This is a genomic window from Streptomyces sp. NPDC046881 (assembly GCF_040645015.1).
Classification (GTDB): Bacteria; Actinomycetota; Actinomycetes; order Streptomycetales; family Streptomycetaceae; genus Streptomyces.
On record NZ_JBEYXJ010000021.1, the window covers coordinates 83,677 to 95,309 of the forward strand.

Consider the following 11,633-nt stretch of genomic DNA (forward strand, 5'->3'; position numbering starts at 1 on the left):
CCGCGGTGAAGGCCGCCCCCCCGCCGGCCGGTCGGCCGGGGCGGCCGTTCCGCTCAGTAGGTCCCGACCTCCACCCGTGGCGGCCCGTCGTGCCAGGTGCAGAACACCGACACCCGGTCCGCGCCCCGGCTGAACTCCACCCGGATCCAGCTCTCCGTCTTCCACACCTGCATTCCCCAGCCGGTCCCGGGGGTCGCCGAGACCAGCGTCGCGTCGGCCGGACCCAGGTCGAACACCGCCCGGCCGCCGTCGGTGTCGTAGGACCTGACCCGGCCGGAGGCGGTGGCGGAGGCGGTCGGGGAGGGCGGCCGGGTGCGGGCCGGGATGCGCGTCGGCGTGGGCGCCGGCCGGGACGGCCGCGCGTGCGACGGGGTCGGGGAGGGAGAGGGCGTCCGGGAAGCGGGCCGCACGTCCCGGGTGTCCGCGTCGGCCGCCGTGACCGGCAGGGCCCGCGGCGGGTCGTACGCCGTCCCCGCCATCACCGAGTGCACACCCCACCACGACAGCGTGACCGACGCTCCCGTCGCGAGCAGCCATGCCAGTACGTGTACGAGTCCTCTGCGCATCGCGGGCCATACTGCCCCAGCGGTACCGCCGTGTGCACATGCCCCGGGTTATCCACAGGCGCCCGCCCGGGTCGGCCGCATGGCGTACGGTGCGGCGCATGGCAAGTGTGCTCGTCGTCGAGGACGACCAGTTCGTACGCTCGGCGCTCATCCGGCATCTGACCGACGCCGCACACACCGTGCGCAGCGTCGGTACGGCACTGGAGGCGCTGCGCGAGGTCGCCCATTTCCGCTTCGACCTGGTCATCCTGGACCTCGGACTGCCCGACCTGGACGGCTCCGAGGCCCTGAAGATGCTCCGCGGCATCACGGACGTGCCCGTCATCATCGCCACCGCCCGGGACGACGAGACGGAGGTCGTCCGGCTGCTGAACGCGGGGGCGGACGACTATCTCACCAAGCCCTTCTCCGTCGAGCACCTCTCCGCGCGGATCGCGGCCGTGCTGCGCCGGGCCCGTTCCGCCGGCGCGGAGGCCCCGCCCCCGGCCGTCCTGCGCGTCGGCGGGCTCACCGTCGACCCGCTGCGCCGCCAGGCCGCGTTGGACGGCGTCCGGCTCGACCTGACCCGCCGGGAGTTCGACCTGCTGGCCTTCCTGGCCGGCCGCCCCGGGGTCGTCGTCCCGCGCAAGGAACTCCTCGCCGAGGTCTGGCAGCAGTCCTACGGCGACGACCAGACCATCGACGTCCACCTGTCCTGGCTGCGCCGGAAACTGGGGGAGACGGCCGCCCGGCCGCGTTATCTGCACACCCTGCGCGGTGTCGGTGTGAAGCTCGAACCTCCCGCGGACCCCTCGGTCGACGGGCAGGTCCCGTGATGAGGTGGGCCCTGGTCAAGGTCTGCCTGGCGGTCACCACGATGGTCGTGGTCGCCTTCGCCGTCCCGCTCGGCCTGGTCGTCAAGGAGATGGCCCGCGACCGCGCCTTCTCGAACGCCGAGCGGCAGGCCGCCGCGGTCGCGCCCGCCCTGTCCATCACCACCGACCGGGACCAGCTGGAGCGCGTGGTGGCCTCGGCCGGCGCCGACTCCGGAATGGCCGTCCACCTGCCCGCCGACGGCGGCCGGAGCGCGCTCGACATCGGCCGGCAGCGCGCCACCGCCCGCGACATCCAGGCCGTACGGAAACTGGGCCGCGCCTCCACCACCACCGTGCCCGGCGGCTCCACCCTGCTCCAGCCGGTCGCGCTCGGCTCCACCGCCATCGCCGTGGTCGAGGTGTACGTCCCCGAGTCCGAGGTGACCCACGGCGTCGGCACGGCCTGGGCGGTGCTCGCGGCCGTCGGGCTCGCGCTGATCGTCGGCTCGGTGGCCGTCGCCGACCGGCTCGGGGTGCGCATGGTGCGGCCCGCCCGGCGGCTGGTCGAGGGCGCGCGCGACCTGGGCGAGGGCAAGCTGGGCGCCCGGGTGCGGGAGGAGGGCCCGACCGAACTCCGGCTCGCCGCCGCCGCGTTCAACTCCATGGCCGACCAGGTCGTCCAACTCCTCGCCAACGAGCGGGAACTGGCCGCCGACCTCTCGCACCGGCTGCGCACCCCGCTCACCGTCCTCCGGCTCAACGCGGCCTCCCTCGGCGCCGGGCCGGCCGCCGAGCAGACCCGCGCCGCCGTCGCCCAGCTGGAGAGCGAGGTCGACACCATCATCCGCACGGCCCGGGAGGCCAAGCCGCAGACGGCCGCCGCCGGGCCCGGCGCCGGGTGCGACGCGGCCGAAGTGGTGCGTGAGCGGATGGAGTTCTGGTCCGCGCTCGCCGAGGACGAGGGCCGCAAGTGGCGGGTGGCCGGCGTGGACCGGCCGGTGCGCATACCCGTGGCCCGCGCCGACCTGGCCGCCGCCCTCGACGCCCTGTTCGGCAACGTCTTCCGGCACACCCCCGAGGGCACCGCCTTCGCGGTCGACGTGCACAACGGCGAGGACGCGGTGATCGTGCTCGTCTCGGACGCGGGTCCCGGCATACCCGACCCCGAGGCGGCGATGGCCCGCGGCCGGGGCTCCGGCACCACCGGCTCCACCGGCCTCGGCCTGGACATCGTGCGCCGGCTCGCCGAGTCCACCGGCGGAGACGTCCGCATCGGCGCCTCGGTGCTGGGCGGCACGGAGGTGCGGATCTGGTTCCAGCTGGACGCGCGGGGGCCGGCGGGGCGCAGACGGCGGGGGGTCGCCCGGAGGCGCCGACCGGGCAAATTGGTCTCGACCTTTAACCGTCCCCGATCCCTTCCTTAAGCGAACCCTAAGGTCTCCGACCGGCGGCCGGAACAAGCCGTTTGTCCTGTTCCCGGTCGCTAGCGTGCTGCCACACCCCACCCCCCGTGAACAGCGAAGGCAGGCACGCGCATGAGCACGCACCGGCGCAGGATCAGTGGCAGGAACAAGGCGATAGGCGGCCTGGTGGCCGCGGCCGTGGCGGGCGGCGGCGCGGTCCTGCTCACCGGCACCGCGAACGCGGCCGGGGTGAACGCGGCGTACACGAAGACCAGCGAATGGTCGACGGGTTACACCGCCCAGTACGTCGTCACCAACAACACCGGTGCGGCCGAGAAGACCTGGACACTGGAGTTCGACCTCCCGGAGGGCGCCAAGCTCGGCTCGCTCTGGAACGGCGAGTCCAGCGTGAGCGGCCGGCACGTCACCGTGCAGCCGGCCAAGTGGGACACCGACGGCCTGGCCCCCGGCAAGTCGGTGACCGTCGGCTTCGTGGTGAGCGGCAGCGGCGACCCGACCGGCTGTCGTATCGACGACACACAGTGTTCCGCCGACGGCGGCGCGACCCCCGAGCCGAGCGGCCGGCCGACGCAGACCACGCCGGCCCCCACGCCCACCAAGTCGACTCCCACGCCCACCCCCACCAAGACGACCGCCACGCCCACCGCCACGCCCACCCCCACGGGCGACTCCGGGACCGGCACCACCGGCTCCGCCGGCTTCGCCCCCTACGTCGACACCAGCCTCTACCCGGCCTTCGACCTCCTCGGCGCCGCCGACGCGACCGGCGTGAAGAACTACAACCTCGCCTTCCTCACCGACGGCGGCGGCTGCACCCCCAAGTGGGGCGGCGTCACGGACCTCACCGGCGACGCCGTGGCCGCGCAGATCGGCTCGCTGCGCGCCAAGGGCGGCGACGTCCGGGTCTCCTTCGGCGGCGCCTCCGGCTCCGAGCTGGCCACCACCTGCTCCTCCGCGGACGCGCTGGCGGCGGCCTACGGCAAGGCGGTCGACGCGTTCAAGCTGACCAAGGTGGACTTCGACGTCGAGGGCGGCGCGCTGCCCAACACCGCCGCCAACACCCGCCGCGCCCAGGCCATCGCCAAGCTCCAGGCCCAGCACCCGGGCCTGGACGTCTCCTTCACCCTCCCGGTGATGCCCGAGGGCCTCACCCAGGACGGCGTGAACCTGCTCGCCGACGCCAAGGCCAACGGCGTGAAGATCAGCACGGTGAACATCATGGCGATGGACTACGGCCCCGCGTACAGCGGTGACATGGGCACGTACGCCGAGCAGGCGGCGACGGCCACCCAGGCCCAGGTCAAGAGCGTGCTGGGGCTGTCCGACACCGCCGCCTGGAAGACCGTCGCCGTCACCCCGATGATCGGCGTCAACGACGTCTCCTCCGAGATCTTCAAGGTCGAGGACGCCACCCAGCTGGTGAACTTCGCCAAGTCCAAGGGCCTCGGCTGGCTCTCCATGTGGTCCGCGACCCGCGACCAGCAGTGCGCGGGCGGCACCAAGCCCACCGCCGACGCCACCTGCAGCTCCGTCATCCAGGAGAAGTCCGCCTTCGCGAAGGCGTTCGCGGCGTACAAGGGATAACTCCCGCGCAGAGAAGAGATAGCTCGCGTACCAGAGGCGCGGCCCGCTCCCACGACGGGCCGCGCCCCGCCTGTCACACGGCGGGTTCCACCGGCGGCAGTACCCCCGTCCGGGCCGCCTGCGCGTACCACCGCGCGCTCGACTTCGGCGTCCGCTCCAGCGTCGCGTAGTCCACGTACACCGCGCCGAACCGCTTGCCGTAGCCGTACGCCCACTCGAAGTTGTCCATCAGGGACCACAGGTAGTACCCGCGCACATCCGCGCCGTCGGCGATCGCGCGGCGCACCTCCGACAGATGCCCGTGCAGGTAGGCGATGCGCTCGGGGTCGTGCACCCGGCCGTCGGGGTCGGGCTTGTCGTCGTAGGCCGCGCCGTTCTCGGTGACGTACAGGGGCAGGCCCGGCGCCTCGCGCGTGTAGCGCGTGATCAGGTCGTACAGGCCCGTCGGGTCGATCGTCCAGCCCATCTCCGTGCGGTCGCCGGGAGTCTGGTGGAAGAGGATGTCGTCCGCGGCCGGCCAGGGCGAGTGCTCGCTGGAGCCGTGCCCGTCCGCCCGGGGGCCCTTGGCCTCGCCGGACGCGGCCGAGACCAGGGTCGGCGTGTAGTAGTTCAGGCCCAGCGCGTCCAGCGGGGCGTTGATCGTGCGGAGGTCGCCGTCGAGGACGTACGACCAGTCGGTCACCGAGCGCGTGGCCTCCAGCAGCGACGACGGGTACGCGCCGTGCAGCATCGGGCCGTGGAAGACGCCGTTGGCCAGGTCGTCGATCCGGCGGGCCGCGGCCAGGTCCGCCGGGTCCTGGGAGAGCGGCCGTACGACGGAGGAGTTGAGGCTGACCGCGATCTGGTTGCGGGCCGGCATCGCCGCCCGCAGGGCCGAAGCGGCCAGCCCGTGCCCCAGGTTGAGGTGGTGCGCCGCGCGCAGCGAGGCCGCCGGGTCGGTGCGCCCCGGGGCGTGCACGCCCGAGCCGTACCCCAGGAAGGCGCTGCACCACGGCTCGTTGAGGGTGATCCACTGCTCCACCCGGTCACCGAGCGCCTCGCCGACGAGCTGGGCGTACTCGGCGAACCGGAACGCGGTGTCCCGCACCGGCCAGCCGCCCGCGTCCTCCAGCTCCTGCGGCAGGTCCCAGTGGTAGAGGGTGAGCGCCGGCTTGATGCCCCGCGCCAGCAGCTCGTCGACCAGCCGGCGGTAGAAGTCCAGCCCCCGCTGGACCACCGGCCCCCGGCCGGTCGGCTGCACCCGGGACCAGGAGACGGAGAAGCGGTACGCGGTCAGGCCCAGCTCCGCCATCAGCGCCACGTCGTCGCGGTAGCGGTGGTAGTGGTCGACCGCGACGTCCCCCGTCTCGCCGGCGGCCGTCTTGCCCGGCGTATGGCTGAAGGTGTCCCAGATCGAGGGGGTGCGGCCGTCCTCCCGCACCGCCCCCTCGATCTGGTACGCCGAGGTCGCGGCGCCCCAGAGGAAGGCGGGAGGAAACGTCACGGACGAAACGGAGTCTGGCATGGAAGCGCTCCCATGAAGGGTCGGAGGAGCCGACGGATGAAGTGGGGGAGGAGGGGCCGGGACGGCGGTGACCCGGCCCCCTCGAAGACGGACGGGCGGATCAGCCCTTGATCGCGCCCTGCATGATCCCGCCCACGATCTGCTTGCCGAACAGCAGGAAGGCGACCAGCAGCGGCAGCGTGCCGAGCAGCGCGCCCGCCATGATCACCGCCTGGTCGGGGACGTACCCGGTGCCGAGCGAGTTCAGGGCCACCTGCACGGTCGGGTTCTGCTGGGTCAGGGCGATGATCGGCCACAGGAAGTCGTTCCAGGCGAACACGAACGTCAGCAGGCCCAGCACCGCCATCGCGGGACGCGCGGCCGGGAAGACCACGTGCCACACGATCCGCAGGCTGCTCGCCCCGTCCACCCGGGCCGCCTCGATCAGCTCCGTCGGCAGCGCCTGCACCAGGTACTGCCGCATGAAGAACGTGCCGAACGCGGTCACCAGGCTCGGCAGGATCACCGTCTGGAGCTGGTTGGACCAGCCCAGGTCCGACATCCACAGGTACAGCGGTACGACGGCCAGCTGCGGCGGGATCATCATGGTGCCGATGGTCAGCAGCAACAGCACGCTGGAGAACCGGAACCGCAGCTTGGCGAAGGCGAAGCCGGCCAGCGTGGAGAACAGCACCGTGCTCACCGTGATGGTGCCCGCCACGATCACCGAGTTCAGCATGGCGGTGCCGAGTCCGGCCTGGTCCCAGGCCGCCTCCAGGTTCTTGAAGAGGTTGCCGCCGAACCACAGCGGCGGCGGGGTCTGGGCCAGGCGCCGGTCGGTGCGGGAGGCCGCGATCGCCGTCCACACCAGCGGGGCCAGCGAGACCAGCGCGAACACGGTGAGCACGAGGTAGGTCACCGGGCCGGCGTGCAGCTGCTTGCCCGCGCCCATCCGGCCGCGGCGCCGGCCCGCCTCCCGGGGCAGGGTCGCTTCAGTGGTGGTCATTGGGACTTCCTCAGCCGTCGGGTGAGCAGCAGATTGACCGCGGCCACGAGCAGCAGGATCAGGAACATCGACCAGGCGATCGCGGACGCCTTGCCGAGGTTGCCGATGATCCAGCCCTGGTCGTACATGTACAGACCGAGCGTCTGGTACTGGTGCTCCGAGCCGCCCTTGGACCCGCTGACCCCGCCGAACAGCAGCGGCTCACCGAAGAGCTGGGTCGCGCCGATGGTGGAGACGACCACCGTGAACAGGATCGTCGGCCGCAGCTGCGGAATGGTCACGTGCCGGAACTGCTGCCAGCGGTTGGCGCCGTCGATCGCCGCCGACTCGTACAGGTCGGCCGGGATCGCCTGCATGGCGGCCAGGTAGATCAGCGCGTTGTAACCGGTCCACCGCCAGATCACGATGGACGACACCGCGAACTGCGAACCCCAGTCGGACTCACGCCAGTTGACCGGATCCACCCCGAAGAAGTGGAGGACCCAGTTGACCATGCCGCCGTCCCACGAGTACAGCAGCGTGAACACCAGGGTCGCCGCCGCCACCGAGGTGGCGTACGGGGTCAGCATCACCACGCGCCACATGGTCGAGCCGCGCAGCTTGTAGTTGAGCAGGTGCGCGAGCGCGAGCGCGGCCAGCAGCTGCGGCACCGTCGAGATGACGCCGATGCTGAGGGTGTTCTTCAGGGCGTTCCAGAAGAAGTCCGAGGACAGCAGGTTCCGGTAGTTGTCCAGGCCCGCCCAGGTCTGGTGGTCGAGCGCCGACAGCTGCACGTCGTGCAGCGAGTACCAGGCCGTGTAGAGCAGCGGGACCAGCGAGAAGGCCCCGAAGAGAAGGAAGAAGGGGGCGACGAAGACGTACGGCGACGCCTTCATGTCCCAGCGGTACAGCCGGCTGCGCCAGGAGTCGGGCGCCGACGGCGCACCGCGACCGCGAGCGCCCCGGGCCGCGCCCGGCGAGGTGCCGGGCGCGGCCTCGGCGCTCGACGCGGGATGCGCGAGAGCCTGCTTGGAGCTGCTCACTGGCCGAGCACGTCCTTGATCTCGTTCTTCGCGGCGTCCCAGCCCTGCTCGGGCGACTTGCCCTTCTGCTCGACCTGGAGGATGCCGACGTCGGTCAGCGCGCTGTTGATCGGCTGGTCCTTGACGCCGAAGTACTGGACCGGGATGGTCTTCGCCGAGTCGGCGAAGATCTGCGTGATCGGCGCGTTCGAGAAGTACGTCGTGGTGTCGGCGGCCGGCTTCAGGCCGGCGTACGCCGACGGGGTCGACGGGAAGCTGGCCTGCTTGGCGAAGACCTTCGCCTGCTGCTCCGGCGCGGTCAGCCACTTCACCAGCTCGATGGCCTCCTTCTGGTGCTTGCCCGCCGTCGGCACGCCCAGGAAGGAGCCGCCCCAGTTGGCCGCGGTCGGGGCCGCCGCCACGTCCCAGTTGCCCTTGCCGGAGTCACCGGACTTCTGCTCGATGTAGCCGATCATCCAGGCCGGGCAGGCCACGCTCGCGAAGGTGCCGTTGGCGAAGCCCTGGTCCCACGGCTTGTCGAACTGCTTCAGCTTGGCCGACATGTTGCTGGTGGCGACGGCCATCGCCGCGTCCCAGGACTTCTTCACACCGTCGGACTCGTCCCAGACGACGTTGCCGTCCTTGTCGTAGTACCGGGTCTCGGCGCCGCCGAGGGCCGCGTTGTACACCGAGGAGGCGGAATCCACGAACTTGGTGCCGTTCGGCGCCTTCTTCATGTACTGCTTGCCCACGTCGACGTACTTCTGCCAGTCACCCTTCCACTGGGCGGCCAGCTTGGTCCGGTCCGTCTCCAGACCGGCCTTCTTGAACAGGTCCTTGCGGTAGCAGATCGCCATCGGGCCGATGTCCGTGCCGAGGCCGATGGTCCTGCCGTCCTTGGTGGTGGCCTGCGCGAGCTTCCAGTCCAGCCACTGCGACTTGTCGACCTCCTTGCCGAGGTCGACGAACTTGTTCGCCTGGGTCTGCACGGCCTCGGTGATGTTGCCGACCTCGATGGCCTGGACGTCGTCGGTGCCGGAGCCGGCCTGGAGGCGGGTGAGCACCTTCGGCCAGTAGACGTCGGTACGAGTGGTGACGTTCTCCTTGATGCTGATGTCCTTGTGGAGCTTCATGTACTCGTCGTAGAGGCCGGCCTGCTTGTAGCCGAAGACGCCGAAGGTCCCGATGGTCAGCGTGATCCTGCCCTTGCCGCCACCCCCGTCGCCGCCCGAGTTGTCCGACGAGCCGTCGTCCGAGTCGCTGGCGCAGCCGGCCAGCAGCCCGGTGGTCAGTGCGGCCACGGCCGTGAAGGCCATCAGCCGATGGGACCGGCGGATGCTCGTGCGCATTACGTCCTCCTGTTGCCTGACGTGCCGACCCCCCGGCCAACTGCTGGAATTGGGCCCGTTCGTACTCGCTGCGGCTCGGGCGGGGAACGTGCGGAATGTGTAGGTGTCAGGTACTGTGGGAGCGCTCCCACAAGTGATGTGTTGAAGGGTCGTCGGTTCCCGCCAGGGTGTCAAGGGAGCGGACAGGGCGAACCGCGTTCAGTTATCTGCCTGTTAACTGCCCTCGCGGGCCACCTGGCACCGCTCACCACTCTGGCCAGGACTGTTAGATTCCAGCCAGAACAGACACGGCGAGAAAGGCGGAGCCCATGGCAAGCCACGGAGGGCGGGGCCGGAGCGGAGGGCGGCCCACGCTCGAAGAGGTCGCCGCGCGGGCCGGGGTCGGGCGGGGCACGGTCTCCCGGGTGATCAACGGCTCCCCCCGGGTCAGCGACGCCACCCGCGCCGCGGTCCAGGCGGCCGTCGCCGAACTCGGCTACGTCCCCAACACCGCCGCCCGCGCCCTCGCGGCCAACCGCACCGACGCCATCGCCCTGGTCGTCCCCGAGCCGGAGACCCGGTTCTTCGCCGAGCCGTACTTCTCGGACATGCTGCGCGGGGTCGGTGCCGAGATCTCCGACACCGAGATGCAGCTGCTGCTGATCTTCGCGGGCAGCGACCGCGAGCGGCAGCGCCTGGCCCAGTACCTGGCGGCCCACCGCGTCGACGGTGTCCTGCTGGTCTCCGTCCACGCCGACGACCCCCTGCCCGATCTCCTGTCCCAGCTGGAGATCCCCGCCGTGATCAGCGGCCCGCGCTCGGCGGCCGAGTCGCTCACCTCGGTGGACTCGGACAACTACGGCGGGGCCCGCTCGGCCGTGGAGCACCTGCTCGGCCGGGGCCGCCGCCGGATCGCGCACATCACCGGCCGTCTGGACGTCTACGGCGCCCAGCGCCGCGTCGACGGCTACCGCGACGCGCTGCGCGACGCGGGCCACCCGGCCGACGACCTGCTCATCGAGCCGGGCGACTTCACCGAGGAGGGCGGCCGCCGGGCGATGACGGTCCTGCTGTCCCACCACCCCGACCTGGACGCGGTCTTCGCCGGCTCGGACGTGATGGCGGCCGGCGCCCGCCAGGTGCTGCGCGAGGCGGGCCGCCGCATCCCCGACGACGTCGCCCTGGTCGGCTACGACGACTCCGCCATCGCCCGCCACATGGACCCGCCGCTCACCAGCGTCCGCCAGCCCATCGAGGAGATGGGCCGCGCGATGATCGACCTTCTTCTCACCGAGATCGCCGACCGCCGCCCACCCGCGTCCCGCGGCCTGGACCGCCGCCGGGCGGTGCTCCCGACGGAACTGGTGGTCCGGGCGTCGTCGTAGCGGGGATCGGCAGATCGACCCGTCTGCCGGTCCCGGCTCGCACGCGATCCGAACGGGCCCCGGAACGCGTTCAGCCGGTGCCCCGTCTTGCGACGGAGTCACCGGCTGAACCTTCAGGGTGAGTGACGGGACTCGAACCCGCGGCATCCTGGACCACAACCAGGTGCTCTACCAGCTGAGCTACACCCACCATGACCGGTGGTGGAACTTGTCGTTTCCCCGACCGGCCGAGAAGAAGTCTACAGGGTCCGAAGGGGTGCTCGCGCACAGGTTTTCGCGCGGGCCGCCGAGCGGCCCCCGGGGGAGCCCGCCCGGGCGGTTACTGCGCGGGCAGGACGTGTTTGGCGGCGATCGCCCTGGCGGTGTCGGAGTCCGGGCCGGGCTGCGGCACGAAGATGGCCTCGCGGTAGTAGCGCAGCTCGGCGATGGACTCGCGGATGTCGGCGAGGGCCCGGTGGTTGCCGTTCTTCTCCGGGCTGTTGAAGTACGCCCGCGGGTACCAGCGGCGGGCCAGCTCCTTGACCGAGGACACGTCGACGATCCGGTAGTGGAGGTAGTCCTCCAGGGTCGGCATGTCCCGCAGCAGGAAGCCCCGGTCGGTACCGACCGAGTTGCCGCACAGGGGCGCCTTGCCGGGCTCCTTCACGTGCTCCCTCACGTACGCCAGCACCTGCTCCTCGGCGTCCTTCAGGGTCGTACCGTTCTCCAGCTCGGCGAGCAGCCCGGACGCGGTGTGCATCTGGCGGACCACCTCCGGCATCGTCTCCAGGGCCCGGGCAGGCGGGCGGACGACGATGTCCACCCCCTCGCCGAGTACGTTCAGCTCGGAGTCGGTGACGAGGGCGGCCACCTCGATGAGCGCGTCGTCGGACAGCGAGAGGCCGGTCATCTCGCAGTCGATCCACACCATGCGATCGTTCATGTGTCTCACCTTACGGCGCGCCGCGCTGAGCTGGACCGACCGTGGCGCCCCCCTCGAAGCGCCCCCAACACCCCACCCGGGCGGCGGGCCCCGCCCCCCCCCAACCCAAAAAAACACGCCGCCCACCCAAACAGCTGCCC

General features: G+C 71.6%; 10 protein-coding genes and 1 tRNA gene. 4 read left to right on the top strand and 7 right to left on the bottom strand.

From position 1 onward, the window contains the following. Positions 1-53: 53 nt before the first annotated feature. Positions 54-566 carry a hypothetical protein gene (locus tag ABZ923_RS13640; protein ID WP_361470559.1) on the bottom strand — a complete coding sequence of 171 codons (513 nt, stop codon included), beginning with the start codon at positions 564-566 and terminating at the stop codon, positions 54-56. A gap of 98 nt (positions 567-664) precedes the next feature. On the opposite strand from ABZ923_RS13640, the gene ABZ923_RS13645 reads away from it, so the two are divergent. The 3 genes from ABZ923_RS13645 to ABZ923_RS13655 all read left to right on the top strand — a co-directional run bounded on the left by ABZ923_RS13645 (position 665) and on the right by ABZ923_RS13655 (position 4,368). Next, entirely contained in the window at positions 665-1,381 is a 717-nt protein-coding gene (locus ABZ923_RS13645; RefSeq protein ID WP_361470561.1) for a response regulator transcription factor, read from the top strand. Next, entirely contained in the window at positions 1,381-2,784 is a 1,404-nt protein-coding gene (locus ABZ923_RS13650; RefSeq protein ID WP_361470563.1) for a HAMP domain-containing sensor histidine kinase, read from the top strand. Before ABZ923_RS13645 ends, ABZ923_RS13650 begins: the two co-directional genes overlap by 1 nt. A gap of 111 nt (positions 2,785-2,895) precedes the next feature. Beyond that, positions 2,896-4,368, top strand: a complete 1,473-nt coding sequence (locus ABZ923_RS13655) for a cellulose binding domain-containing protein (protein WP_361470564.1) — start codon at positions 2,896-2,898, stop codon at positions 4,366-4,368. 73 nt (positions 4,369-4,441) lie between these two features. On the opposite strand, the gene ABZ923_RS13660 is transcribed toward ABZ923_RS13655, so the two are convergent. The 4 genes from ABZ923_RS13660 to ABZ923_RS13675 all read right to left on the bottom strand — a co-directional run bounded on the left by ABZ923_RS13660 (position 4,442) and on the right by ABZ923_RS13675 (position 9,207). After that, positions 4,442-5,872 carry a GH1 family beta-glucosidase gene (locus ABZ923_RS13660; RefSeq protein WP_361470565.1) on the bottom strand — a complete coding sequence of 477 codons (1,431 nt, stop codon included), beginning with the start codon at positions 5,870-5,872 and terminating at the stop codon, positions 4,442-4,444. Positions 5,873-5,972: 100 nt separating this feature from the next. After that, positions 5,973-6,857, bottom strand: coding sequence for a carbohydrate ABC transporter permease (locus tag ABZ923_RS13665; protein WP_361470566.1), 885 nt, complete (start codon positions 6,855-6,857; stop codon positions 5,973-5,975). After that, entirely contained in the window at positions 6,854-7,879 is a 1,026-nt protein-coding gene (locus ABZ923_RS13670; RefSeq protein WP_361470568.1) for a sugar ABC transporter permease, read from the bottom strand. Before ABZ923_RS13670 ends, ABZ923_RS13665 begins: the two co-directional genes overlap by 4 nt. Beyond that, positions 7,876-9,207 carry an ABC transporter substrate-binding protein gene (locus tag ABZ923_RS13675; RefSeq protein WP_361470570.1) on the bottom strand — a complete coding sequence of 444 codons (1,332 nt, stop codon included), beginning with the start codon at positions 9,205-9,207 and terminating at the stop codon, positions 7,876-7,878. Before ABZ923_RS13675 ends, ABZ923_RS13670 begins: the two co-directional genes overlap by 4 nt. 308 nt (positions 9,208-9,515) lie before the next feature. On the opposite strand from ABZ923_RS13675, the gene ABZ923_RS13680 reads away from it, so the two are divergent. Further along, positions 9,516-10,571 (top strand): LacI family DNA-binding transcriptional regulator, encoded by a 1,056-nt coding sequence (locus tag ABZ923_RS13680; protein ID WP_361470571.1) that lies wholly within the window; start codon positions 9,516-9,518, stop codon positions 10,569-10,571. 117 nt (positions 10,572-10,688) lie between these two features. Here ABZ923_RS13680 and ABZ923_RS13685 read toward each other — a convergent pair. Together ABZ923_RS13685 and orn are read right to left on the bottom strand one after the other, a co-directional pair. Beyond that, positions 10,689-10,761: transfer RNA gene (locus tag ABZ923_RS13685), tRNA-His, on the bottom strand. A 129-nt stretch (positions 10,762-10,890) separates the two neighbouring features. After that, on the bottom strand, positions 10,891-11,493 hold the full coding sequence (gene orn, locus ABZ923_RS13690) for an oligoribonuclease (RefSeq protein ID WP_361470573.1): 603 nt from the start codon (positions 11,491-11,493) through the stop codon (positions 10,891-10,893). Between the last annotated feature and the right edge of the window lie 140 nt (positions 11,494-11,633).

What these genes read in the sequence shown, in the direction of transcription:
- ABZ923_RS13640 (WP_361470559.1), bottom strand. Translation starts at nt 566, where the DNA reads ATGCGCAGAGGACTCGTACACGTACTGGCATGGCTGCTCGCGACGGGA.
- ABZ923_RS13645 (WP_361470561.1), top strand. Translation starts at nt 665, where the DNA reads ATGGCAAGTGTGCTCGTCGTCGAGGACGACCAGTTCGTACGCTCGGCG.
- ABZ923_RS13650 (WP_361470563.1), top strand. Translation starts at nt 1,381, where the DNA reads ATGAGGTGGGCCCTGGTCAAGGTCTGCCTGGCGGTCACCACGATGGTC.
- ABZ923_RS13655 (WP_361470564.1), top strand. Translation starts at nt 2,896, where the DNA reads ATGAGCACGCACCGGCGCAGGATCAGTGGCAGGAACAAGGCGATAGGC.
- ABZ923_RS13660 (WP_361470565.1), bottom strand. Translation starts at nt 5,872, where the DNA reads ATGCCAGACTCCGTTTCGTCCGTGACGTTTCCTCCCGCCTTCCTCTGG.
- ABZ923_RS13665 (WP_361470566.1), bottom strand. Translation starts at nt 6,857, where the DNA reads ATGACCACCACTGAAGCGACCCTGCCCCGGGAGGCGGGCCGGCGCCGC.
- ABZ923_RS13675 (WP_361470570.1), bottom strand. Translation starts at nt 9,207, where the DNA reads ATGCGCACGAGCATCCGCCGGTCCCATCGGCTGATGGCCTTCACGGCC.
- ABZ923_RS13680 (WP_361470571.1), top strand. Translation starts at nt 9,516, where the DNA reads ATGGCAAGCCACGGAGGGCGGGGCCGGAGCGGAGGGCGGCCCACGCTC.
- orn (WP_361470573.1), bottom strand. Translation starts at nt 11,493, where the DNA reads ATGAACGATCGCATGGTGTGGATCGACTGCGAGATGACCGGCCTCTCG.